This window comes from Prevotella sp. AM42-24 (assembly GCF_003461825.1).
Classification (GTDB): domain Bacteria; phylum Bacteroidota; class Bacteroidia; order Bacteroidales; family Bacteroidaceae; genus Prevotella; species Prevotella hominis.
This window is the reverse complement of sequence record NZ_QTXV01000023.1, coordinates 17,754-42,654: the sequence shown is the minus strand read 5'-3', so window position 1 is coordinate 42,654 and position 24,901 is coordinate 17,754. Positions and strand designations below refer to the sequence as shown.

The following is a 24,901-nucleotide window of genomic DNA, read 5'->3' as shown; positions in this document are numbered from 1 at the left end:
TTGGTATATGACAAAAGTCAGAAACGCCAGCATTTAGCATTACCATTTTGTTGGCTATCTTTTCTCCTCTTTTTAGGCATTTCTTGTAAATATTCATTAGATATTTAGAGATTATGGACAATCGTGTAAAATTCTATAGTTGGCTGATAGGCCTCTTGGATCGTAAGCATCTTACCTTTGAGGAGATTGCTAATGAGTGGCGTGATGCCAACGCTAATCAGGATGAGGATGAGCTGGACAAACGTACCTTTCATCGTTATCGTGAAAATATCCAGTCGCAGTTTGGCATTACTGTGGAATGCAACAAGAGCGATGGCTATCGGTATTATCTGAAGCGTGACCCCGTGGAAAATGACGATGTGACGGAATGGATGCTGAGTTCCTTGCGGTTGGCTTCGTTAGGTGATATGCTGAAGTATCACAATAAGGTGATGCTCGATACACCGCCATACAACACGGAATATCTGGATGATATTCTTGCAGCGATAGATAAGCAATATCTGCTGAAGTTTAAGTATGTTTCGGGATTCGGAGCAGAGAGCGATATCGTGCTGCAACTGGCTTTCGTGAGATATTTCAAACAACGTTGGTACGTTGTGGGAGTGAAGAAACAACGTTCGGCGTCCGAAGGGAAAGCCAATTCAAGTGCTGAACAGGATGAGAAGAAGCTCGTTCGCTGTCTTCCTTTCGACCGCATCAGTTTCCTGAAGCTTATTTGCGAGAAGCATCCGTTGTCGGCAAAGATGAAGAAGTTTCTGACTCCAGAGAATTATTATGAAGATTGCTTCGGTATCTATCGGATGGAAGATGTGCCCGTGGAGAAAATCCGCATCCGTGCTTTTTATCCGGAATACAATTACATCGAGGAGGTTCCGCTGCACGAGAGTCAGCAGAAAGTAAAGGAGTCGAAAGATGGAATGTATCGGGAATATACCCTCACCGTTCGCCCCAGCCGTGATTTTCTTCAGGAACTGTTGTGGCATGGCAGAAATATCATCGTACTGAAGCCTGAGAACTTGAGGCAGGAGATGATCGGTATCTTAAAGGATATGACGAAGAGTTATGAGACGGGCGAATGCCTGAATGGGGAGAAATAAGGGCTTAGTATTTATCTCCTGGAAAATGGAAAATTCAAGGGGCTAAGCTATATTGCTAAAAATCCCGGCAAGAGAATAGCTGCATGCCATCTCCTGCCGGGATTTATTATTTTATGAATCAATCTTTCCCTACTTATGCTTCTGGTAATAAGCAATGCCACGCTTTACATTTTCCTTTACTGCTTTGCTGGAGAAAGTGGCACCCGTAACGCCATCTACCTGGACAGTAGCCGCCTTGCTGGCTTTCATGCCATTCCATTTGTTGAGCAAACCCTGTTTTACCTTATTGAAGTAGTTGGGAGTCTCCCTGTTGGCAAGCGGCTTGATTCCTACTATTTTTCCTTTCTTGATATAGATAGAAAGGGGCGTATTGCCACGAAATCCTTTTACGTCTTTACACAGCGTGGTGGTATTGATGATGTAAGTACCGTCAGCTTCCTTGGTCATTACCTCAGAGTGTGAGCTTCTGGTTGTTGCAATCATGCTATTAATCATTCCCAGACTTAGCAAGGCAGCTAAAATCAATGTTCTTTTCTTCATAATTGTATTTATTGTATCCTATAATAATATGGCACAAAATTACAAAATTATTCTGTAATAAGCAAAGCGGCATTTGAAAATCATCATTTTTAGGTATGCGCTAATTTGGTATTCCGTAGGTAATCTTCTTGGTATCCCATTTATCTTTTGGCTGCTCCGGCTCGTCAGGATAACCGATGATGATACCATTTAATGGAATCAGATTGCCAGGCAAATTCAATGTTCTGGAAATGCCATTCACTTTCTTCTGGATAGGATAGATGGTAGTCCAGCAGGCTCCCAATCCCATGGCATGGGCTGCCAGGAGAATATTCTCGGAAACTGCCGACAAATCCTGTACCCAGAGTTCCTTGCCCTGTCCCTCTGCCATACGGGTGGTATCAGCGCAGACAAAGATGAAGAGAGGTGTCTTCTTGATATCCTCTGCATGATACTTATTGGATTCTGCATATTTCTCGATATCCTGCTTGTCCTTCAGAACCACGAAGTGCCATGGTTGCAGATCATTCGCTGTAGGTGCTGCCATACCGGCACGGAGCAGGGCTTCTATCTTGGCATCCTCTACGGGCTGCTGCTTGAACTTTCTTACGCTCGTGCGGGTCATAATATTCTTCATCACAGCCTTTGCGCTTACATTTTCCTTTACTGCTTCCGGAATGCTGCCAGGAAGAGTAGTCTGTGCATTTGCTGAAGCAAAGCCCATAGCCGCCAAGGCGACTATGAGCATTTTGTTGAGTTTATACATACGATATATAAGATTTGAAAAATACATCATAATAATTTATTGTTTAAGAATTGTTATAGCCTTGAGCAAGTCGCCATTTCCGAAGGTCATGAATGGACTTGCCACACCTGTTTTTGCATCTATCTTGTAGATGGTTGGAGTAACGGAAGATCCGCTGCCAGAACCGCCACTCATGCTTGTAGGAGCAGCCACTGGCAGATAGTAGGCATCAGCATAGCCGTCGCCCCAGCCAAATGATACGGTAGAGGCATCAGGCAGTCCGGTTACCCATGTCAGGGTCTTGGCATCCATATCCACTACAGCCATCTTGCCAGAGGCATCCATGTTGCCATACTTGTTCTTGTCGAGATAGAATTCCAGCAGGAACTTGCTGCCACTGATGTGGAATGCCTTGCGGAAACGGTAACCATCTGATGCGGCAAAGATATTGAACTGATAGTTCTTGTCAAACTCTGTCTCACCCTTCTTGATGCGCAGGGCACCCACCTTGCTGTCTGTAGCGCTGGAACCTGAGAATACATAGATGTTGCCATTATCATCGGTACCGCTCTGGGTGTAACGCACAGAACGCATGGCTCCCACTGATGTGCCGATGCGATCGTCGTAAATCATCTTCTTGATATTCAGATTATAGTCGCAGATGGCAACAGCGGCAGAATCACGATTGCTGTAATTCACAACCATTGCTACCTGATTATTGCCCATATCCACGATATTGGAGATGTTAGGGTTTACTCCGTCGATGGCATACCGGGTAAGATCAACCGCAATGTTGTTGCCAGCACCAGTCTTATCCACTACCATGGCGTATGGCTGACTGATCTGTGCGGCGTAGGAATAAGTGCCAAATGTACCTGTGTTACCGAAAGCGGAAACCAGGACTGGTGAACCCATCTCTGTCATCTTGCCATTCTCTACCTGATAGCTGCGGAGACCTGCCTTCAGTCTGCCGATACCCTCAGCAGAAGCGCCACGGGCATAGATATAGCCCGTAAAAATGCCGCTGGTCTTATTGTAAGTAACCTGTGTGAAACTGTCGTAACACTTCACAGCATCTGCTGTGCCATATACATTCTCGCCATTCTTGGCTGTTGAAAGGTCATTGTAAACCTTCATATAGACACCTCCCGTAAGATCGGTTGTTGGGTCACCGGAAGTTACGATAAAGCTAACCTCTTTTGGGTCGATGTTAGACGCACCACCGCCATTCCCAGTGTTGTCATCATCTGAGCATGATGTGAATGTCATGCATGAAGCAAGCGCCATAAGTGCTGCTGAAAAGAAAAATTTCTTCATGTTTTTTTTAATTTATATTTATGTATGAATGATATGAATTTATCTGTTTAATTTTCCGAGTGTTCTTATTTCTGTCACACCCTTGATACTGATACCCTTGGTTGCCACACCCGTCTCTGGATTCACCTGATAGATGGTTGCATCCTGGCCAAACTGGGTGATAGGGAGATAGAGAATTCCGTCAGCATACATCGGAACGCCTCCGGTCTCTGTACCCGATGTGATGAGATTCTTCGTAGGGATGCCGCTGAGCCAGGTAAACTTCTTGCTCGCCATGTCAACGATGGCAAACTGATGACCGGCAGTTATGGTACTGATGTTCTTCTCGTTGTAGATTTCGAGCAGGAACTTGCTGTCTGTGATGTACCATACACGGCGGAACTTGTAGCCATCGGCAGGAGTCTGAATGTCGAAATAATAATCTTTATCAAATTCCTCTGCTCCCTTGTTGATGCGCAGAGCACCAGCCTTTCGGGTGGTTGCGGTATTGAATGCGTTGGAGAAGACATACACCGTACCATCGTTGGTCTTGAATACTTCGTGGAGTACCTGAGAGCGATACTGACCGGCAGCATAGCTGATTCGGTCGTCACGATAAACCTTCAGTACGTTCAGATCCTTATCCATCTTTGCCACCCATACACTATCGGGATATTTCACATCACCTATGCTGGATCCATCGCCGGTTCCTGTCTGGTGGAATGCAGACTGAACCATCGCTGTAAGGAAAGTTCCGTCGCCATTGTCGATGATGCTGGAGAAGGTAATCTGCTGACCGTTGCCTGTGATGTCTTCCGTCCAGATGGTCTTGGTATGATCGAGTTTCACTCCGTCTGCAGTGATGTTCCAGAAGGCGAAGGTTGCTCCGTCGTTTCGCTTGCCGTCGGCAGAAACCTGACCTCCTACACTGGTCAGCAACTGGTTGTTGAAGAAACCGTAGTTGGAGAAGCGGGTATCGATGCGGAACTCACCCAGCTTGGAAAACTGAGAATCATCCGATGTCCAGCGCAATCCATATCCCAGACCGGCAAACTGCTGCTGATAAACCATACCGATGGCATCATGGTTATTGAACACCCAGGTATATTCTGTCTGTGGCAATTCCATGATATTGTTTCTGATGTCAAGATTGCCTGCCGTCAGACTGTTGGTCTGCATGATGTATTCTGTACCATTGTCGGTCTTTACGGCAATGAAGTAAGAACCCTTGCCGTTCTTTACTTCTTCTGTAGAACCGGAACCCGAAGAGGAACCTCCTTCATTTACATCGCCTGAGCCACTATCTGTACCCGAAATATCATCGCTGCTGCTACAGCTTGTAAACCCGGGTGTGATTCCGAAAAGGCACAAGAATAGCCCTGTCACTGCCATTCTTGACAGTGATAAATAAGTCTTTTTCATTCTTTTAAACGTATGTTATTGATTAATTATAATGTATTCTGAATCAATATTTTCCTAAGATAATACCCTTACTATTGTTTGTAAAACACATAGCGGAACTTGATGCTGAAACTGCGCCCCGGCTTTTGCAAGCTATAGTTGTCGTAGAGTAGGGCATTGGTGAAGTTGTTTGCCTCTATCGATACGTTGTATCTGCCGCCTTGTATCGCATACACCAGGTTGGCATCATGGCTCCATTGCTCTGGCACATAGAGTTTAGCACCCTCGCTTGCCCATGAGCGGAAGAACCGGTGTACGTATCTCATGTTCCAGCCTATGGTAAGTCGGTTTGCCTTGCCCAACACATGCTTGAAAGTATAGCTTGCATCAGCACCGCCAAAGGTATAAGGCAAGTTAGGCACACGGTCGCCATAGGTTACCGATTCTGCCCCGATACTGTTGAGTCGTTCTCTGTCGCGGGTGTTCTGCATGGAGAAGTTTCCACCGATACTTGCCACATCCTTATAATAGTAGTGCAAGCCCAGGTCCATTCCCAGTCCCAGCACCTTGCCGTGGTTGGTGCTCACGGCTACTCCCTTCTGTCCGATGGTTCGGATGATGTAATCCGCTACGTGACGATAGTTGAAGCCTGCATCTGCACTCAGGGTATGCGCATCATTGAAAGTATGCTGATAGCCCAGGTTCAGATTTACATTGTCGCTCTTCTCCGGGCGAAGGGTGGCATTGCCATCCTCATAATCGCCATCACCAAAGAGCTCACGGTCGGTAGGCAGACGATAGGTTTGCTCATACGACAGCTTTATCTGTAAGTCTTTGTTCAGTAGAAAGTAAGTTCCTGCTGCACCATATCCCAAGGCATCGGTAGAACGTTCCTGCTCCTGATAGTCGGCACGCCCGGATGAAGCGATGTTCACAGGTCCTCTAACATGTGAGTCGTAGTACTTCAGGAAAGCTACCATGTTCCAATGCTGGTTGGGGATAAACTTGTACGACAGTCCTAAGGTGTTTTTGGCATTGATGCGGCGCATGAAGGTGGCTGCTGAACTCTGAACGCTATTGGATGCCGCATTGGTGGTGCGGCGGCGATAATGGGTATAAGTATCGTTAAGCGTAAAGAAATGCTGGTCGCCAAGATGATAGGTCAGGTTGGCAACAGTAGCCAGGGTGTAACCCTTGAATTCGGCAAGCGTTGGAACTCCCTCGCCCTGATAGGCATTTACCTTATACTCACCCGTCCAACTATAGGTGCGGCTGAGCGTATCCACATTATTGGTCTTCACCATGTCGTAGCGAGCCGACAATCGGAAGTCCAAATCTGGGATAGCAAGATTTCGCTTCTCATAGAGTATAGAGGGAGTCCATCCTTGCGCTGTGCGATATTTGCCGCCAAACACGATTTTCATCAGATTGGCGTTCTGTATCTGTGCATATTCATGGCTATAGTTCAAGCCGAAGATGAGCTTGTCGGCCCATGTCTTATCTACCACACCCAGCTGGAAGATGACAGCCTCGTTGTGGTATCTGTCGTGGAACCGGCGGAACCACGCCTCTTCGTTGCTCACCGCATTGGTCTCAAGATCAGTCCATTGCGTCTTTACCTTATAGTCGTTGTCTGAATAGTTCTGATAGGCGTTCAAGCGGAGCATAAGTCCCGATCTGCCCGTCCATCCTAAAGAGAGATTACTGCGATGGGTATTGAAAGAACCATAGCTATAGCTGGCATCAACGTATGTATGCGGAGAGTGGTCGGTCACGATATTGATGGCACCACCTAAGGCATCTCCACCGAAATCTACGGGTACGACACCCTTATATACCTCGATGCGGTTGGCAAAGCTCGCAGGTATATTGTTGATGCTGAAACTGGATGATGCACCATCCATCGGTACACCATCGATAAAGAGTTTCACGTGCTTGCCCGTAAAGCCATTCAGGTTGATGCTTGCGCCAGAGCCAAGACCTCCGTCCTCACGCACTTTCACGCCCGATACGCGGTCGAGAACATGCGCCAGGTCGAGGTTGGTATTGCGCAGGCGGCGTGTATCTACCGCCATGACATTGAATGCCGACGAGTTGACACGCTTTACCTGGTTGCCACGAACCACTACTTCGCCCAGATGCAGGGTTTGTTTTAACTTGTCACCAAGCAGATTTTTTCTATAGTTATCCTGCTGATGTGACTTACTGAAATCATTTTTGAGGGGGTCTGAATTGTGCTGTGCCCATGCTGCCATCGTCATGATGAGCATGCATAGAGCCAATACGCCCCTACGTATATAGTTGCTTCTTATCATATCAAAGTTATTTCCGTTTTGCTGGAAAATAATTTGTGGTACCATAAGGAGTAATTATACGTCGGGCCTAGCACATTCTTTAGGGATATAAATATAAGAAGGTATTTTCACCTTATTATATAATATGTAAGGAATGATATGGGCAATGACTGTTTCTCGCTTATCCGTTGCTTTTATTCCATGCTTTCCGGCTGAGGCTGGAATATATGCCATTCCTTCCTCGGTCTTGTTTGCGGGTGCAAAGGTACTGACATTTCTGGAAATATGCAATACCTAGAAATGATGATTTTATTTTTGAAAGTTCATACCAAGTAAAAACCGGCCGTCAGAATGCATCGTTTATATGCGTTCTAATGACCGGTTTATTTTTATTTCTTTTTCTTTAAAATAGAGAATTGGCTGTATTTAATGAGTGATCCCGTAGGACAGACAAAGCGACAGTATGGTCGCATAATTACCGTAGAGAGTGCCACGAAGGTTATGGCAATGGCTATGACCACCCATGATGCCGACTGGAAAACAAAGGCAGAGAAGGGTTCATAATCAATCCAGTCGAACCATATACCTGTCCACAAACACAGCATGAGTATGGTCCACAGAATCTGGCGGAGCCAATCTATGCGCTTGGCTGTCGTTGGTTTCATTCTGATTTTATATCCTACGCATTTCCCTGCAAGTTCCTGCAAAGAACCGAAGGGACACACATGCGTACAATAGTATGATTTCTTGCCGAAGAGTGGATATACGAATGCCGTGATTAGCATGATGACCGGCACTATCAATGCCACTACGTTCATGCCATTTGACATATAACTGATGATTGATGTATAGTTCAGAAAAGAACCGCACCAGAATCCAAGCACTATGACATTCAGAATTTGCTGAGCTATCCTATATCGTCTGTTCTTAATGAAAAGCGGTACGATGGCTGCCATGAGCACAACAATCAGTCCGACTATAGCCTTGGCAGAGAAATCAAACTCTGACCATATTGAAGTCTTTACAGGATTCTTGGCTGCATACTGAAGTCCTCGCTGCACGTTTCCGATGATTGCCTTCGAAGAGAACGTCGCCCCAGACACGGCGTCCACCTTCATCTTCTGAGCGTCTTCTATCGTCTTGCCATTCCATTTAGTAAGAAGGGCAGAAGCCTCAGTAAAGAAATCGGGAGACTCTGAATTGGCAAGTGCTCTGATACTCTTTACCCTGCCATCCTGCAAGGTAATCTCCAATGGCACTATGCCTCCGTAACCTACAATGTCTTTTCCAAGTTCTGTAGTATTCAATTGCACGGAACCATCCTCAAGTACAGCCATTGGCTCTGTCTTTGGCGAGAACGTCTGTTGCTGATTCACATAGCGTCCTGCCACCTTGCCATCTCTACGGATACTGACGGCCACAACCATCAGCACACATATCAGCAAACAAAGCTGTTGTTGTAGTTTTCCTGAATAATTACCCATCATTTTTTTCATCGGATTATCTCTTGTTATTCTTATTATTAATTTATATACCCAACAAGTATGACACTTAAAATGGAGTTAATTCGACACGAAAAGAGTCATGGTTTCTACCAAAACCATCATTTGGACTTCTAAAATTCGAGATGGTTTATTGTATTAACGGTATTTAACAAGTTTACCTTATTAATTATCCCGGCAAGAGAATAGCTGTATGCCATCTCTTGCCGGGATTTCCTGAAAACTTACAGTCTTGTATCTATCATTGCATGTTCATTTGCTTTTGGCACTAGTTCTTAACAGTAAGATTCTGGGTCTTTACCTCTTTACTGTTTCCTCCCACCATAATCTGGAAGTCGCCAGGTTCAATCACATGCTTTAATTCTGCGTTATAGAATTTGAGCATTTCAGGAGTGATATCGAAGCTGATTTCCCTGCTTTCTCCTGCAGCCAGATGGATTCGCTGGAAACCTTTCAATTCCTTGACAGGACGAGAGATGCTGGCAACCATATCACGGATATAGAGCTGAACTACCTCGTCGGCATCACGGCTGCCTGTATTCTTTACGTTGATGGTGGCGATAATCTTCCAGTCATCCATATTGACTTGATGGCTACTTAGCTTCAAGTCGCCATACTCAAAAGTGGTGTAACTCAGACCATAACCAAATGGATAGAGAGGACCATTGCTTACATCCATACAATTGCTGGCAAACTTGGCAAATTTCTGATTGTCATCAGGTACAGGTCTTCCCGTATTCTGATGATTGTAATAGAGAGGCTCCTGTCCAGTTGTCTTTGGCATGGAAGTGGTGAGCTTACCTGATGGGACCTTGTCGCCGAAGATGACATCGCAAAGTGCATCTCCCATCTCAGAACCACCAAACCATACGTTCATGATGGCAGGAATGTGTTCATTCTCCCATGACAAAACCGTAGGGCGACCGGCAAAATTGAGCAATACGACAGGTTTTCCCGTCTTTGCGAGTTCTGCCAGAAGTTCTTGCTGCACATCAGGCATTTCCAGATTAGTGCGGCTTGCACATTCTCCACTCATGTCGGCAGTTTCGCCCATGGCGCATACAATCACGTCTGCTTCCTTTGCTATCTGCAGCGCCTCATTCTTCATCTTTACCTTATCTCCCCAGGCGATAGACTTGCCCTGTTCGCCGTTTTTCTGAAGTTCCCTATCGCGCCAGATATTGCTGCCCTGTGCGTATAATAAGGTGGCTTTGCCATCGAGTGCCTTCTCCATCGCCTCCTTGATAGTGGTGTATTTCTCTGGAGCCTGAGCTACACTCCATGTGCCGGCTATATTGTTGCGGGTATCTGCAAGAGGACCAATCAGCGCTATCTTTCCCTGCTTCTTCAGAGGAAGAAGATTTCCTTCATTTTTCAGAAGCACGAAGGTCTCGGCTGCTACGTCGCGAGCTATTTGTCGGTTTTCGGCAGAGTAGATGTCGGTTTTGTTTCGCTTGGTATTGCAGTAGCGGTAAGGATTGCTGAATAATCCCAGTTTGTATTTTGCCTCGAGTATGCGTCGGCAGGCGATGTTGATATCTTCTTCTGTCACTTTGCCCTCAGCCACGCTTTGTGCCAGATGCTTTACGAAGGCATTGGAGCACATATCCATATCCGTACCAGCCAGGAGTGCCTGTTCTGATGCTTCTTTCAGATCCTTGGCAGTGCTGTGATTCAGAATCTCGGCGATAGATGCATAATCTGTTACGAGAAAGCCCTTGAATCCCCATTGTTTTCTCAAGACATCGGTCATCATCCAGTGGTTGGCGGTGGCAGGGGTATAATCTATCAGGTTGAACGAAGACATTACGCTTCCTACGCCAGCCTTTACCACGGCTTCGTAAGGAGGCAGGTATTGGTTCATCATGCGTATGCGACTCATATCCACGGTATTGTATTCCTTGCCACTCTCCACGGCTCCGTAGAGGGCAAAGTGTTTGAGGCACGCCATGATTCTATCGGCCCTCAATATCTCTTCCGTGCGCATATCGGCGCCCTGGTAACCCTGTGTGAGTGCAGCACCCATCACGCCGCTCAGGTAAGGATCCTCTCCGTTACCCTCGCTGATTCGTCCCCATCGGGCATCGAGTGCAATATCTACCATGGGCGAGTAAGTCCAGTTGATTCCTGCAGCACTGGCTTCCTTTGCCGATACTTCGCCTACCTTCTTCATCGCTTCTGTATCCCAGGAGCAGGAGAGGGCGAGGGGGATAGGGAACATGGTCTCGTAGCCGTGGATTACGTCCATGCCCACCAGCAGCGGAATGCCCAGACGGCTGTTCTTGATGGCGATGTCCTGGAGAGCCTTGATTTTGTCGAGTCCCTTGATGTTGAATACGCCGCCCATGTTGCCTTTTGCAATGTCGCCACCCACCTGGGTGTTCAGGGCTCCACCGGTAGTGATGTCGCCAGCTACCATCAGGTTGAGCTGACCGATTTTCTCCTGCAGAGTCATCTTTGCCATCAGCTGGTCGATATACTCCTTCATCGGCAGGATTTTACCTTTTTGAGTTGTTGTAGCAACTTTCTTCTTGCTGGCGGGTGTGTGGGCGATGGCAGGAACCATCAGCGAGCCAGCCAGCAGAAATGATAGTGATATGAATGCTGTTCTCATATTTACGCTGTTCTTGTTATGTATTAACTCCATTCATTTTATTTCAGTTCAAACGCCTTTTTGAGTTTCAGCTGATCGGAAGCATTTCCGACGAGTGCCTCAAACTTGCCTGCTTCTGCCTTCCAGGATGCAGCTGTTTCATCATAGAAGCTGAGTGCCTGCTTATTGATGGTGATGTTTACATCCTTGCTCTCTCCCGGCTGCAGGTAAACCTTCTGGAATCCCTTCAGCTCCTTGTAAGGGCGATCAACAGAAGCCTTTACATCATGGATATAGAGCTGGATGGTTTCTGCACCGGCACGTTTGCCAGTGTTCTTTACATTCACGGTAAAGGTGATAGAGTCATTCAGATTCATCAGATTCTTATCACTGCGAAGATTAGAGATGGCAAACTGAGTGTAGCTCAATCCATGTCCAAAGGCGAATGCTGGCTTGATGTTTTTCTTATCAGTCCAACGGTAACCTACGTAGATGTCTTCCTTATACTCCTCATCAATGATGTTGCCCTCAGTCTTGGCTCCACCTTCCTTGCGCCAGGTACCCGGATAGGTGTTTAATGCGTGGGCACCCACTTCCTGCAATGAGTTTACCCATGTGAATGGTAATTTGCCGCTAGGATTCTTGTCGCCGGTGAGGATAGAAGCCAGAGCTTCACCGCTTTCGCTACCGATATACCATCCCTGTACGATACCTGCTACCTTCTCTTTCCAAGGCATAGCCACTGCATTACCCGAGATATTCACATAGATGAAGTTCTTATTGGCTTTAGCCAATGCCTCTATGAGCTTGTCTTGAGCGTATGGCAATTCAAGCTGTTTGCGGTCGTGACCTTCGCAATCCTGATAATCGCTCTTGTTCAAGCCGCCAAACATCACCACGTAATCAGCATGCTTGGCCTTTTCTACGGCTTCGGCTATCAGCTCAGCCTCACTGCGTTTGTCCTCCAGATTCTGTCCGGTAGTTACGCCATTGTAATTTCCGCTTACATCGCCTACATAACCTCGGGCAAACTCCACTTCCACATTATCTTTTTCCAGTCGAGATTTTAATCCATCGAGCGGCGAAATCTCCCGCTGTACCTTGAGAGAAGAGCTGCCTCCACCCACGGTCATCATCTTCACGGCATTTTCGCCTACTACCAGGATGCGCGAAACCTTCTGGGTATTGATAGGAAGCACATGGTTCTTGTTCTGGAGCAGTACGATGCCTTCTTCGGCAATCTGTCTGGCTGCCGCATAGTGGCTGTCAGAACAGAGGAAACCGTGAGGACGGTTCGGATTCATGGTGGTGCGATAGAATAGGCGTAATACGCGGCGCACCTTTTCATTCAATTCCTTGGTGGTGTATTTTCCTTCCTGGATACCTTTTATATATGGTACGGCAAGGTAGTAATTATCGTAGGCATTGCTGGCACCCATAGTCAATCCATTCGTCCATGTGCCGAACTCTATGTCGAGCCCGTTCTTCACGGCTTGGTCGGTATCGTGTGCGCCTCCCCAGTCGCTTACCACTACGCCGTCATATTTCCAGTCGCCCTTTAGAATCTTGTTCAGAGTCCACTGGTTGTGGCAGTTGTGTTCGTTCTTGTAGAGATTGTATGCACCCATGATTCCCCAAGTCTTACCTTTCTCTACAGCAGCCTTGAAGGCTGGGAGATAGATTTCATGGAGGGCACGGTCGCTCACGATGACGTTTACCTGATGACGATATTCCTCCTCGTTATTGAGGCAGTAATGCTTTACGCAGGCTGATACTCCCTTAGACTGTAATCCTTGGATATAAGGTACAACCATGATGCTTGCCAGGTAAGGATCTTCACCCATATATTCGAAGTTGCGTCCGTTCAATGGGGTGCGATAGATGTTCACGCCAGGACCTAAGATCATGTCTTTTCCTCGATACAAAGCCTCTTCGCCTAATGATTCTCCATAGATTCTGCTCATCTGTGGGTTCCAGGATGCTGCCAGGCAGGTGAGGGCAGGGAAGGCTACGCAGGAGTCATTGGTTTGGCCAGCCTGCTCCCATTCGTCCCACAATACATCAGGGCGAACACCATGAGGACCGTCATCTGTCCAGAAGTCAGGAAATCCCAAACGGGGAACTCCTGCAGAGGAAAACTTACTCTGTGCATGAATGATGCGAATCTTCTCTTGAAGTGTCATTCGGGCAATGGCATCGTCGATGCGTTGCTCTACTGGTTTGGTGTTGTCGAGGTAGACGGGCAACTTACCAGTTTGTTGTGCGCTGGAGGTGGCTATAGCCGCCATCGATAGTGCGCAGGATAGAATAAAGTGTTTCATATTTCTTGTGAATATTATTTCTTATGAATATTAAATTGTTAGTTATGAAAATGCGTATCTGTCATTTTCGGATGCAAAGTTACTAAATAATAAGGTATAAACCGAGTGCTTGCAAAGAAAAAGTGGAAAAATATCATTGGTGATTTTTATAAGTACCTGATAAAGAGTGCTGTATGTTTATTCCATCCACTTTCAATAGTATGGAAGATTATGGAAACCTGTTGTTAATGAGGTTGTTATTGCGTTTTTTGTCGTTTTTGTTCCACTATTTTATTAATGAGGTAGGAAAACTCGAAAAAAACTATTAAATTTGCAATCGCAAAAATGCCAACTACAAGACCAATCCTCAGGCTTATGTCATCACCAAGAAGACTGTGACCAGCAAGTCTGTCTTGAAGTTGAACTCTGTTGCAGGTGGCGGATTTGCAATTAGCATTTTTGCACAATAAAATGCAGAATTTTGAGTTATTATTAGAGAGAGTTTTTCTTAATTTAATAATGATGCTTATGAAAAGAATGAATAAAATGTTGTTGGTTGCTGCTTTGGCGGCAACCACACTTTCTGCTCAGGCAGAACAGAAGAAGGGACCGGCTTGGTTGAGTGATGCACTTTTCTATCAGATTTATCCATCTTCCTATATGGATACTGATGGCAACGGTATTGGCGATCTGCCGGGTATCACTTCCAAGTTGGATTACATCAAGTCTCTGGGAGTGAACGCCCTCTGGCTCAATCCAATCTTTGAGTCGGGATGGTTTGATGGTGGCTATGATGTCATCGATTTCTACAAGGTGGATCCTCGATTCGGTACCAATACCGATTTGGTTACTTTGGTTAATGAGGCCCATAAGCGTGGCATCAAGGTTTGTCTCGACCTGGTGGCAGGACATTCCAGCACCAAGTGTTCCTGGTTTAAGGAGTCTTCCGAGAAAGATCCTAACCAGCGTTACAGCGACTATTATATCTGGATGAATGATATCCCTGAGAGTGAGAAGAAAGAAATAGAAGCCCGTCATCAGGAGGCAAGTCCGGAGTCTAGTACCCGAGGAAGATATGTGGAGGCTAATGCTCCTCGTGCTAAGTATTATGAGAAGAATTTCTTTGAGTGCCAGCCTGCCTTGAACTATGGTTTTGCTCATCCAGATCCAAATCATCCTTGGGAGCAGGGCGTAGATGCTCCAGGACCACAGGCTGTACGCAGGGAGATACGTAACATCATGGCTTTCTGGTTTGATAAGGGTGTGGATGGCTTCCGTGTAGATATGGCGTCATCGCTTATCAAGAATGACCCCGACAAGAAGGAGGTTTCCAAGCTTTGGAATGAGATGCGTGCCTGGAAGGATAAGTATTATCCAGAGACCGTCTTGATTTCAGAGTGGGCTAATCCGCAGCAAGCCATTCCTGCCGGCTTCAACATCGATTTCTACATCCATTTCGGTCTCAAGGGCTATGCCTCTCTGTTCTTCGACCGCAAGACTCCATGGGGCAAGTGGGAGCAGGGTTACCAGAACTGCTATTTCGACAAGCAGGGCAAGGGTTCGCTCAAGGAATTTAGCGAGAACTATACCAAGGCATTCAATGCCACCAAGAATCTCGGCTACATTGCTGTTCCATCTGCCAACCACGATTACCAGCGCCCTAACATCGGTACCCGCAACACGCCAGACCAGTTGAAGGTGGCGATGACCTTCTTCCTCACCATGCCTGGTATTCCATTTATTTATTATGGTGATGAGATTGGTATGAAGTTTCAGATGAATCTCCCTAACAAGGAGGGTAGCAATGAGCGTTCTGGTACCCGTACTCCGATGCAGTGGACCAAGGGCAAGAATGCCGGATTCTCTACGAGTGCACCCGATAAGCTTTACTTTCCTGTAGATACGGAAAACGGAAAGTTGACCGTTGAAGCTCAGCAGGGAGATCAGAATTCTCTGTTGTCATATACCCGTAAGTTGACCGCTTTGCGTCATTCTGCAAAGGCTCTTGACAATGAGGGAGATTGGAAGCTCCTGAACCAGAAGGGGCAGGAATATCCGATGGTATATGAGCGCACTTTGGGTGAGGAGAAGTATGTTGTTGTCGTGAATCCTGGTGCCAAGGCAGCCGCTCTCAATATCAGCTCCGTAGGTGGTAAGGCAATTTCTGTTCTTTCCACAGGAAAGGTTGTGTATAAATCAGGAAAAAAGACTGATGTAATTAAAGCTTCTGGCATAAGTGCCGCCATATTCAAGGTGGAAAGATAGAGCTTTTATAAAAACAGAAATGCGTCCGTATTGTGCGGGCGCATTTTTGTTTTACGGTCACGAATCATCTTTATCATGCAGCTTTTACTACACGTCGTTAACCTACTAATACGATGATAGTCTCCTTGCCAAGATACCTTTCTATCAATCTTCCTTCAGATACCAGTCCTTGATATATCCGGAATAATGCTTGGCAAACTCCTCGGCTTGTCCGGGAGCGCAGGTCTTCACTTTCCTGGCTGGAATACCAGCCCAAATCTCATGTGCAGGAACCTTGGTGCCATGGGTAACTACAGCACCTGCTGCAATAATAGCTCCTTCGCCAATGTCTGCCTTGTCTAGCACGGTGGCATTCATGCCGATGAGTGCGCCTTTTCTGACTGTGGCTCCGTGGACGATGGCACCATGTCCCACAGATACATCATCCTCTAGAATGCAAGGCATCGTACCGGTTTGATGGATGCAGGCGCAATCCTGTATATTTACCCTGTTTCCACATCTGATAGCATCCACGTCAGAGCGCAATACCGCACTATACCAGATGCTACAGTCATCGCCAAGAATACAATCGCCGGTCAGTACGGCATTCTCAGCGATAAAACAATTCTTTCCCCATCGGGGAGTTTTTCCCTCTACTGTCTTTATGATAGCCATATTAAAATATGTATTTAAATTTGGGTGCAAAGGTAACAAAAATATTGAAATCATACGCAGCATTTTACAGAAAAAGGGTTGCAATCCATCTTTTCGAGGATTGCAACCCTTTATACCTTATCATATATAAGAGTTAAGATAACTCTATCATATATTCATTTGTGGAAGCTTATTACAGCTGAGCCAACTCTACAACCTTATCTACTGCAGCGCTCAAGCCGTCCTTGTTCTTACCGCCAGCCTGAGCATAGTGAGGCTGACCGCCACCGCCGCCCTGAATCAACTTGGCAGCTTCGCGAATCATTTTACCTGCGTTCAAACCGTGATCCTTAACCATATCATCGCTGAACATTACGCTGAGCATAGGCTTGTCGTTATAAACAGAACCTACCACGCAAATCATGTTCTCTGGCAATGCCTCACGAACCTTGAATACCAAATCCTTGGCAGCTGCTGGCTCCATAGGCAATACGGCAGTAACAACCTTCACGCCGTTGATTTCTCTTGCATTCTCTACAAGCTTATCCTTGGCACGCTCCACAGCCTGAGCCTGGAACTTCTCAACATCCTTCTTCAAGGCATCGTGCTCGTCGATGTACTTTCTGATGACACCCTCAAGATCCTTGGCGTTGTTGAACAAGCCCTTCAAGGCTACGATGGTATCCTGCAAGCCGTAGATAGCTTCCTCGCAAGCCTTGCCTGTCAAAGCCTCGATACGGCGGATGCCGGCTGCTACGCTGCTCTCAGAGATAATCTTGAAGAAACCAATCTTACCGGTGCTCTTGGCGTGAATACCACCACAGAACTCGGCAGATGGACCGAAGCGAACGACACGAACCTTGTCGCCATACTTCTCGCCGAAGAGGGCGATAGCGCCAAGCTCCTTAGCCTCCTCGATAGGAGTATCGCGGTGCTCATCCAATGGATAGTCGGCACGGATCATCTCGTTTACCATGTGCTCTACCTTGCGGAGCTCCTCATCAGTTACCTTCTGGAAATGAGAGAAGTCGAAACGCAAGGTGTCCTTATCTACATAAGAACCCTTCTGCTCTACGTGCTCGCCCAAAACCTGCTTCAGACAGTAGTCGAGCAAGTGGGTAGCTGTATGGTTGGCAGCACTTCCCTCGCGGCTCTCGATATCTACGCAAGCCATGAAATCAGCGTTTACATCCTTTGGCAACTCCTTTACGATGTGGATGCTCTGGTTGTTCTCGCGCTTGGTGTCGATAACCTGGATGGTCTCATTCTCGCTAACGAGTACACCCTTGTCGCCAACCTGTCCACCCATCTCACCATAGAATGGAGTGTTGTCGAGTACCAGCTCATAGAAAGAGTTCTTCTTCTGAGTCACCTTGCGATAGCGGAGGATGTGGCACTCATATTCTGTATAGTCATAACCTACGAAGTTCTGGTCGCCTTCCTGCAATACCTCCCAGTCACCGTTCTCAACGGCAGCAGCATTGCGGGCACGTTCCTTCTGCTTCTTCATCTCCTCATCGAAGCCGGCTGCATCAACGGTGTAACCATTCTCACGGCAGATCAACTCTGTGAGGTCGAGAGGGAAACCGTAGGTATCGAAGAGACGGAATGCGCTCACACCGTCGAGCTGAGTCTCGCCATGAGCCTTGAGCTCGTCCATATCGCCATTGAGGAGGTTGATACCCTTCTCCAAGGTGCGGAGGAATGAATCCTCTTCCTCTTTCATCACACGGGTGATGAGCTCCTGCTGAGCTGGCAACTCTGGGAAGGCTGCACCCATCTGCTCTACCAATACATTGACGAGCTTGTACATGAATGCCTGCTTCTGGCCGAGGAATGTGTAAGCGTAACGTACGGCACGGCGCAAGATACGGCGGATTACGTAACCAGCCTTGGCGTTGCTTGGCAACTGGCCGTCGGCGATAGAGAAAGCTACTGCACGGAGGTGGTCGGCGCAAACACGCATAGCGATGTCAATCTTTTCCTGCTCATCCTTGCCCTCACCATTTTCACCGGTAGGAGTAGTAAAGCCATACTTCTTGCCAGAGATTGTCTCAATTTCCTTGATGATTGGCTGGAAGATATCTGTATCATAGTTAGAGTGCTTATCCTGCAACATGCGAACCAAGCGCTCGAAGCCCATACCTGTATCGATAACGTGCATTGGGAGTGGTTCGAGAGAACCATCAGCCTTGCGGTTGTACTGCATAAACACGATGTTCCAGATTTCGATGACCTGAGGGTTATCCTTGTTTACCAACTCACGGCCTGGCACCTGAGCCTTCTCCTCTGGAGTACGAGAATCCACGTGAATCTCTGAGCAAGGACCGCAAGGACCTGTTTCGCCCATCTCCCAGAAGTTGTCGTGCTTGTTACCGTTGATGATGTGGTCGGCTGGCACGTGCTTAGCCCAGTAACCTGCAGCCTCGTTGTCGCGTTCCAGACCTTCCTCCTTGCTACCCTCGAATACGGTAACGTAGAGATCGGCAGGGTTGAGCTTCAAAACTTCAGTAAGATACTCCCATGCCAAATCAATGGCACCCTCCTTAAAGTAGTCGCCGAAGCTCCAGTTACCGAGCATCTCGAACATGGTGTGGTGGTAAGTATCGTGACCAACCTCTTCGAGGTCGTTGTGCTTACCGCTTACACGGAGACATTTCTGAGTATCAACACGACGTACATCCTTGCCTGGATCTTTTGTACCGAGGATGATGTCTTTCCACTGGTTCATACCAGCGTTTGTAAACATCAGCGTAGGGTCATCCTTGATAACCATAGGTGCTGATGGAACAATCTTGTGGCCTTTACCTTCGAAGAATTTCTTGAAGGATTCGCGCACTTCATTAGCTGTCATCATATCTATTTTATATTTATCTTTAATTTCAATTTCCTGTTTGGAAGAGGGGATGGCGACATCCTCTCTTTGAAATATTTTTGCCCTTTAGGGCATTTTCTCCCCAAAAACTTTGCAAAGATAAGAAGAATTGTTTAATTTTGCAACTAAATTAATTATTTTTGAAATTTAAGTGGGTAAAATATGGCATTAAATACAGATAAACCGGTGAAATTATACTACTCCATCAAAGAAGTAGCTGAAATGATAGGGGTGAATGAATCTACTCTGCGTTATTGGGAGAAGGAGTTTACCTTTATCAAACCGAAGGTTACTGCCAATAAGGTGCGTCAATATACGGAGAAGGATATTGAGCAGATTAAGGTGATTTATTCGCTGATCAAAGTGAAGGGATTTAAGATTGCTGCTGCCCGAAAATATCTCCAGCAAAACCGTTCCGGTGCTGATAAATCATCGGAAGTCTTGGATACTTTGATTAGCGTGAGAGATCAGTTGAAAGACTTGAAAAAGCAAATCGATATGTTAGTTTAGGACAAACAAAAAAGAAGCTATACTTCATAAGGGAGTGAAGTATAGCTTCTTTTGCAATGAAGTACTGCTTCAATGGAGGGTGAAGCTTTATTACCAGCAATCTTCTCCGAATGCATCAAGAAGCGTTACTTTGGCAGCTTCTTTCTTGGAGAGTTGCTTGCTCCATTTTACACGATTCTTGGTTGAGGCTCCTTCGCCTTTGTTGCCATATTCCGCATAGCGGGCTGTTTCTTCGTTCTTGGCATTATTCCAGTTGTGCCATCCTTCTGGACGGATATGTTTGCCCAGTTCACAATCCATGAAAATGGTGGCTGCAAATGGACGCCAAGGACGGCCTAAATATACTTTATCCACATCCTTGTCGGCTGTCAGTCTGCACTTGTAGAAGACATAGCCGTACTTCTGACCTGCTGGGGTAGAGGCTGCTGTGATATAGCTGTTTGCCTTGCTGTGGATTTCGCAATTCTGGAACCAGGCAATACTTGGACCGAAGATGAAATCAGTTGTTCCCTCGATATAGCAGTCGTAGAAAGCTACTCTTGTGCCACCTACGCCAGTATAGACTGTATCCTGATTGCCCAATAAGCGGCAGTTTTGTACCAGGATATGGTCGCCTTCTGTATGCAGGGCTACTGCCTGTCCTAACTTGGCTGCATTATTTTCAATGGTGATATCCTTGAGCGTGATGTAGCTTCCCTGAACCTTGAGGGTATAGGTGCGGAAGGTGCCCATCGGTTTACCTTTTACGGCTGCTTCTGAATCCAGACCGCCTACAGGCATCTTGATGTTGGCATGGTCATCCCACGTAATGATGGTGTTGTCACGGTCTTCACCACAGATGGTGATGTTGGTGAGCCACGATGGGATGATGAGCTTTTCCTTATACACTCCTTTTTTTACATAGATGACCTTGGTATAGTCCATGAAGGCTCTGCAGACTTCGATGGCTTCGTCGATGGTGCGGAATTCACCTGTTCCATCTCGGGATACTACCAGGGTATCCGGGTTGTCATACTTGTTGGCGGCAAGCACTGGCCATGCCGCCAAGAATAGCATCATTGCTAATAATACCTTTTTCATTGTTTACAGTAGATTTATATAGAATTATAATATTCTCTGCACATCCTGCAAGTCCTCGATATTCTTGAGCATATCGGTAATCTTCTTAACCTCATCTCTATCGTGGACACGAAGTTCGATGGTACCGTCGAAGATACCATTGTCGCTGCTGATGGTAAGTTTGTGGATATTGACACCCAATTGGTCGCTGATAACCTTGCTTACATCAAGCAACATGCCCTTGCGGTCGATGCCCTGTATCTCGATGGTTGCATCAAAGAGCAGCTGCTTGTGCATGTCCCATTTGGCATCTACGATGCGGTTGCCATAGCTGGATTTCAACTTGGCTGCTACCTGGCAGGCACGCTTGTGTATCTCTATGCGGTTCTTGTTGTCGATGAATCCCATGATGTCATCTCCAGGGATGGCATGGCAACAGGTAGGGAAGATAAACTGGTTGATGTTTTCTTCTGTGATGATCAGCGGTTTCTTCTTATTGAAATCCTTACCCACAATGAAGAGTTCTTCCTTTTTCTCTGTGCCGATTTCCGGCTTCTTCTCCTTACTCTTACTGCCGAGGAATGGGATATAGTTGCGCCAGCTGCTGGATTGTTTTACCTTCTTGTTCTTACCCTGCAGTTCGTCGAGATCCTTTTCTCCTAAGATGATGGTATGGTTGCCTAAAGCCAGGAAGAAGTTCTCATGTTTCTGGATGTTATGGAAGTCGCAAAGTTTATCTACGATAGACGTTGTTGTCTCCATTGCATTCTTCTGGAGCCACTCGCTGAGTACTTCCTCACCTTTCTTCTGTATCTCACGGTTGTCTCGTCTCAGAATGGCCTGTATCTTGCTCTTTGCCTTGGCTGTGCTGACAAAGTTGATCCATGCTGGTTGTACATGCTGGCTCTTACTGGTCAGGATTTCCACCTGGTCGCCACTTTGCAACTTATGGCTGAGCGGAACCAGTTTATGATTGACCTTAGCACCGATACAATGGCTTCCCAAGAAGGTATGGATCTGGAAAGCGAAGTCGAGTGCAGTACAGTCGGCTGGCATGGTCTTGATTTCTCCCTTAGGCGTGAAGACGAAGATTTCTGATGCAAAGAGGTTGAGTTTGATGGCATCCAAGAAGTCCATGGCATCCGGTTGTGGATCATCCAATATTTCCTTGATGGTGCCGAGCCAGTCATTCAACTCGTTTTCATCCTCTGTATATTCGTTTTCACCCTCTTTGTATTTCCAGTGTGCGGCAAATCCCTGTTCAGCCACTTCGTCCATGCGGTCTGAGCGAATCTGTACTTCTATCCAGCGTCCCTGCTTACTCATCAGGGTGACGTGGAGCGCCTGATAGCCATTGGCTTTCGGATGGTTGAGCCAGTCGCGCAGACGGTCTGGATGACTCTTGTATATCTTGCTGATGGCTACATAGATATTGAAGCATTCGTTCACCTCGTTTGCCCTTACTTTAGGGGTAAAGATGATGCGGACTGCCAGAATATCGTAGATTTCGTCGAACGAGACATGCTTGTTCTGCATCTTGTTCCAGATGGAATAAGGGCTCTTAACACGGGCTTTGATCTTGTATTCTACGCCCAACTTATCGAGTTCTTCACGGATAGGGGCGGTAAACTGTGCAAAGAGATTGTCACGCTGTGCTTCTGTATCTGCAAGTTTATGCTCTATGTTGGCATATTCCTGCGGGTGGTCGTATTTGAAACTGAGATTCTCCAATTCCGTCTTGATCTTGTTCAGTCCCAGGCGGTTAGCTAATGGAGCGTAGATGTAGAGCGTTTCTCCGGCAATCTTGTATTGTTTGTTTGCCGGTTGGGAAGCGAGGGTACGCATGTTGTGCAGACGGTCGCAGATCTTGATGAGGATGACACGGATATCATCGCTCATGGTGAGCAGGAGTTTCTTGAAGTTTTCAGCCTGGGCAGAAGCCTTATCTCCAAAGATACCACCGCTGATCTTGGTCAGTCCATCTACAATCTGTGCTATTTTAGCACCGAAGATATTGGTGATGTCTTCTACTGTATAGTCAGTATCTTCCACCACGTCATGGAGTAGGGCTGCACAGATACTGGTAGAGCCTAATCCCATTTCTTCGCAGGCGATTTGAGCCACGGCGATAGGGTGCATGATATATGGCTCACCAGAGAGTCGTCGTACTCCTTTGTGAGCTTGTCGTGCAAAGTTGAAAGCTTTCGTTACGATATCTACTTTCTTGCGGTGGCGTGAAGCCACGTATGTGTCTATCAAATGCTGGAAAGCATCATTGATGAGCTTGTTGTCAGCCTGCTCTCTTTCCAGTTCCTTCAAGTTCTGATCGTTCATGGTTTTACCCTCCTGCTGAAATTTTTAGTTGATGAATCAGTATGTGTTGTCTGTCGGCAAATCAAGGTGTTTTACTTCACCTTGATCTTCTTGCCGGCACGTATTGTGTTACCAGAAATACCATTCAGTTTGCGAAGTTTCTTCACGGTCGTGTGATTGCGTGCCGCTATTTCTGATAAGGTGTCGCCATTCTTGATGGTTACACTCTTGCTGCGAGTTGTCTTTCTCTTTTTTGATTTCTTGCTCTTTCTGCTGTAAGAGCTTCTGCTTCTTGAACTGTAAGAAGATCTGCTACGGCTATAACTGTAGTTGCGGCCGACAGATGGTGTATCTTCCTTGACATCCACTACATCGCGCTTCAACAGCAGTTCATCGGTCTTGAAGTTGTAGATAGAGTCTTCATTGTCGATGAATGCTCCCACGAGAGATTCTGGCAGACGTACGGTCTTAGGCTTGTTGAGTCCGTTGACGATGTCGCGGCGGTATTCTGGGTTGAGGTTGCGCAGATGTTCGATATTGATATTCAATACCTGTGCAATCTGCTCTAAGTGAAGATCTCTGTTTACTACCACGGTGTCAGTCTTGGCTGGCAACTCTGTGACCATCGGACAGATATTATGCTCGCAGTAGTAGTTCATGATATAGTTGGCTGCGATGAATGCTGGTACATATCCACGGGTCTCCTTTGGGAGGTATGGATAGATGCTCCAGTAGTCAGCAGAACCTTTGGCACGGTGGATGGCCTGGTTTACCTTGCTTGGACCGCAGTTGTAGGCAGCGATTACCAATCCCCAGTCATCGAAGATCTTATAGAGATCACTCAGGTAGTGGGCTGCAGCATAAGATGCTTTCACCGGGTCGCGGCGCTCATCTACCAATGAGTTTACTTCCAGTCCATAGCGCTTGCCAGTGGCCAGCATAAACTGCCAGAGACCTGTGGCACCTACTCTTGAAACAGCCTTCGGATTGAGCGCTGATTCAATGACTGGCAGATATTTCAATTCCAAAGGCAGGTTGTATGCCTCCAAAGCCTCCTCGAAGATAGGCATGTAGAAATTGCTGGCTCCCAACATAAAGCTGACAGAGCGGCGTAACTTGCCGCTATAGCGGTCGATGAATTTCTGTACCACCTCATTGTATGGCATCTCTATGATGGTAGGGAGTCTCTTCAGGCGGTCAATATATACCTCTTTAGGGTATGTTCGGTTTTCATCCTTGTAGTTGCATGCTGTATCCAGCATCATATATGTCTGAGCATTGTAGAGATGGAGCAGGCTGTCGAGATTGTCCTCCAAACCTGTAGGAATTTCGATTTCTTCTGCTTTTCCGTCTTTGTCTGTTACGGTGATCACATCATCGTTGTCACCATTTTCGGTTTGCGCTTGCATTCCGGTAGAACAGCTAAGCAATATAGCTGCAAATATGATTACTTTCTTCATTCTGATATAATGGTCTATTTTGCTTTTTCGATTTTCTTA

Annotated in this window: 16 protein-coding genes and 1 pseudogene; 4 read left to right on the top strand and 13 right to left on the bottom strand. The window is 46.6% G+C overall.

From position 1 onward, the window contains the following. The first annotated feature begins 113 nt into the window (after window positions 1–113). Window positions 114–1,097: a YafY family protein gene (locus tag DW917_RS08660; RefSeq protein WP_118117834.1), complete on the top strand. Its 984-nt coding sequence runs from the start codon at window positions 114–116 to the stop codon at window positions 1,095–1,097. A 129-nt stretch (window positions 1,098–1,226) separates the two neighbouring features. Here DW917_RS08660 and DW917_RS08655 read toward each other — a convergent pair whose 3' ends face one another. From DW917_RS08655 to DW917_RS08620, 8 genes are all read right to left on the bottom strand, one after another. Continuing rightward, window positions 1,227–1,637: an FMN-binding protein gene (locus DW917_RS08655; RefSeq protein ID WP_118117832.1), complete on the bottom strand. Its 411-nt coding sequence runs from the start codon at window positions 1,635–1,637 to the stop codon at window positions 1,227–1,229. 100 nt (window positions 1,638–1,737) lie between these two features. Then, complete coding sequence (locus DW917_RS08650) at window positions 1,738–2,412, bottom strand: nitroreductase family protein (protein WP_233524682.1); 675 nt, start codon at window positions 2,410–2,412, stop codon at window positions 1,738–1,740. A 6-nt stretch (window positions 2,413–2,418) separates the two neighbouring features. Next, on the bottom strand, window positions 2,419–3,678 hold the full coding sequence (locus tag DW917_RS08645; protein ID WP_118117830.1) for a DUF4374 domain-containing protein: 1,260 nt from the start codon (window positions 3,676–3,678) through the stop codon (window positions 2,419–2,421). Between the two features lie 39 nt (window positions 3,679–3,717). Further along, on the bottom strand, window positions 3,718–5,079 hold the full coding sequence (locus DW917_RS08640) for a DUF4374 domain-containing protein (RefSeq protein WP_118117828.1): 1,362 nt from the start codon (window positions 5,077–5,079) through the stop codon (window positions 3,718–3,720). 71 nt (window positions 5,080–5,150) lie between these two features. Beyond that, window positions 5,151–7,418 carry a TonB-dependent receptor gene (locus DW917_RS08635; protein WP_233524681.1) on the bottom strand — a complete coding sequence of 756 codons (2,268 nt, stop codon included), beginning with the start codon at window positions 7,416–7,418 and terminating at the stop codon, window positions 5,151–5,153. Window positions 7,419–7,741: 323 nt separating this feature from the next. Further along, window positions 7,742–8,836 (bottom strand): FMN-binding protein, encoded by a 1,095-nt coding sequence (locus DW917_RS08630; protein WP_118117859.1) that lies wholly within the window; start codon window positions 8,834–8,836, stop codon window positions 7,742–7,744. A 286-nt stretch (window positions 8,837–9,122) separates the two neighbouring features. Further along, window positions 9,123–11,468, bottom strand: a complete 2,346-nt coding sequence (bglX, locus tag DW917_RS08625) for a beta-glucosidase BglX (RefSeq protein WP_118117857.1) — start codon at window positions 11,466–11,468, stop codon at window positions 9,123–9,125. A 38-nt stretch (window positions 11,469–11,506) separates the two neighbouring features. After that, complete coding sequence (locus tag DW917_RS08620; RefSeq protein WP_118117824.1) at window positions 11,507–13,768, bottom strand: glycoside hydrolase family 3 C-terminal domain-containing protein; 2,262 nt, start codon at window positions 13,766–13,768, stop codon at window positions 11,507–11,509. 320 nt (window positions 13,769–14,088) lie between these two features. On the opposite strand from DW917_RS08620, the pseudogene DW917_RS08615 reads away from it, so the two are divergent. Both DW917_RS08615 and DW917_RS08610 read left to right on the top strand, forming a co-directional pair. Then, a pseudogene (locus DW917_RS08615) lies at window positions 14,089–14,217 on the top strand (glycoside hydrolase family 97 C-terminal domain-containing protein); the annotation flags it as partial. A 67-nt stretch (window positions 14,218–14,284) separates the two neighbouring features. Next, window positions 14,285–16,012: an alpha-amylase family glycosyl hydrolase gene (locus tag DW917_RS08610; RefSeq protein ID WP_118117854.1), complete on the top strand. Its 1,728-nt coding sequence runs from the start codon at window positions 14,285–14,287 to the stop codon at window positions 16,010–16,012. Window positions 16,013–16,156: 144 nt separating this feature from the next. Here DW917_RS08610 and DW917_RS08605 read toward each other — a convergent pair whose 3' ends face one another. Further along, the gene (locus DW917_RS08605) at window positions 16,157–16,666 is read right to left on the bottom strand and encodes a gamma carbonic anhydrase family protein (protein ID WP_118117822.1); all 510 of its coding nucleotides are present in this window, start codon (window positions 16,664–16,666) and stop codon (window positions 16,157–16,159) included. A gap of 172 nt (window positions 16,667–16,838) precedes the next feature. Next, window positions 16,839–19,502 carry an alanine--tRNA ligase gene (gene alaS / locus DW917_RS08600; RefSeq protein WP_118117820.1) on the bottom strand — a complete coding sequence of 888 codons (2,664 nt, stop codon included), beginning with the start codon at window positions 19,500–19,502 and terminating at the stop codon, window positions 16,839–16,841. A gap of 180 nt (window positions 19,503–19,682) precedes the next feature. On the opposite strand from alaS, the gene DW917_RS08595 reads away from it, so the two are divergent. Next, window positions 19,683–20,030 (top strand): MerR family transcriptional regulator, encoded by a 348-nt coding sequence (locus DW917_RS08595; protein ID WP_022110315.1) that lies wholly within the window; start codon window positions 19,683–19,685, stop codon window positions 20,028–20,030. Window positions 20,031–20,120: 90 nt separating this feature from the next. Here the strand turns inward: DW917_RS08595 and DW917_RS08590 are convergent, their stop codons facing one another. The 3 genes from DW917_RS08590 to DW917_RS08580 all read right to left on the bottom strand — a co-directional run bounded on the left by DW917_RS08590 (window position 20,121) and on the right by DW917_RS08580 (window position 24,862). Continuing rightward, window positions 20,121–21,110 (bottom strand): pectinesterase family protein, encoded by a 990-nt coding sequence (locus tag DW917_RS08590; RefSeq protein WP_022110314.1) that lies wholly within the window; start codon window positions 21,108–21,110, stop codon window positions 20,121–20,123. Between the two features lie 24 nt (window positions 21,111–21,134). Beyond that, window positions 21,135–23,423 (bottom strand): bifunctional (p)ppGpp synthetase/guanosine-3',5'-bis(diphosphate) 3'-pyrophosphohydrolase, encoded by a 2,289-nt coding sequence (locus DW917_RS08585; protein ID WP_118117818.1) that lies wholly within the window; start codon window positions 23,421–23,423, stop codon window positions 21,135–21,137. A 71-nt stretch (window positions 23,424–23,494) separates the two neighbouring features. Continuing rightward, a complete protein-coding gene (locus DW917_RS08580; protein WP_118117816.1) occupies window positions 23,495–24,862 on the bottom strand; it encodes a lytic transglycosylase domain-containing protein in 1,368 nt (455 codons plus the stop codon). Between the last annotated feature and the right edge of the window lie 39 nt (window positions 24,863–24,901).

What these genes read in the sequence shown, in the direction of transcription:
- DW917_RS08660 (WP_118117834.1), top strand. Translation starts at nt 114, where the DNA reads ATGGACAATCGTGTAAAATTCTATAGTTGGCTGATAGGCCTCTTGGAT.
- DW917_RS08655 (WP_118117832.1), bottom strand. Translation starts at nt 1,637, where the DNA reads ATGAAGAAAAGAACATTGATTTTAGCTGCCTTGCTAAGTCTGGGAATG.
- DW917_RS08650 (WP_233524682.1), bottom strand. Translation starts at nt 2,412, where the DNA reads ATGATGTATTTTTCAAATCTTATATATCGTATGTATAAACTCAACAAA.
- DW917_RS08645 (WP_118117830.1), bottom strand. Translation starts at nt 3,678, where the DNA reads ATGAAGAAATTTTTCTTTTCAGCAGCACTTATGGCGCTTGCTTCATGC.
- DW917_RS08640 (WP_118117828.1), bottom strand. Translation starts at nt 5,079, where the DNA reads ATGAAAAAGACTTATTTATCACTGTCAAGAATGGCAGTGACAGGGCTA.
- DW917_RS08635 (WP_233524681.1), bottom strand. Translation starts at nt 7,418, where the DNA reads ATGGTACCACAAATTATTTTCCAGCAAAACGGAAATAACTTTGATATG.
- DW917_RS08630 (WP_118117859.1), bottom strand. Translation starts at nt 8,836, where the DNA reads ATGGGTAATTATTCAGGAAAACTACAACAACAGCTTTGTTTGCTGATA.
- bglX (WP_118117857.1), bottom strand. Translation starts at nt 11,468, where the DNA reads ATGAGAACAGCATTCATATCACTATCATTTCTGCTGGCTGGCTCGCTG.
- DW917_RS08620 (WP_118117824.1), bottom strand. Translation starts at nt 13,768, where the DNA reads ATGAAACACTTTATTCTATCCTGCGCACTATCGATGGCGGCTATAGCC.
- DW917_RS08610 (WP_118117854.1), top strand. Translation starts at nt 14,285, where the DNA reads ATGAATAAAATGTTGTTGGTTGCTGCTTTGGCGGCAACCACACTTTCT.
- DW917_RS08605 (WP_118117822.1), bottom strand. Translation starts at nt 16,666, where the DNA reads ATGGCTATCATAAAGACAGTAGAGGGAAAAACTCCCCGATGGGGAAAG.
- alaS (WP_118117820.1), bottom strand. Translation starts at nt 19,502, where the DNA reads ATGATGACAGCTAATGAAGTGCGCGAATCCTTCAAGAAATTCTTCGAA.
- DW917_RS08595 (WP_022110315.1), top strand. Translation starts at nt 19,683, where the DNA reads ATGGCATTAAATACAGATAAACCGGTGAAATTATACTACTCCATCAAA.
- DW917_RS08590 (WP_022110314.1), bottom strand. Translation starts at nt 21,110, where the DNA reads ATGAAAAAGGTATTATTAGCAATGATGCTATTCTTGGCGGCATGGCCA.
- DW917_RS08585 (WP_118117818.1), bottom strand. Translation starts at nt 23,423, where the DNA reads ATGAACGATCAGAACTTGAAGGAACTGGAAAGAGAGCAGGCTGACAAC.
- DW917_RS08580 (WP_118117816.1), bottom strand. Translation starts at nt 24,862, where the DNA reads ATGAAGAAAGTAATCATATTTGCAGCTATATTGCTTAGCTGTTCTACC.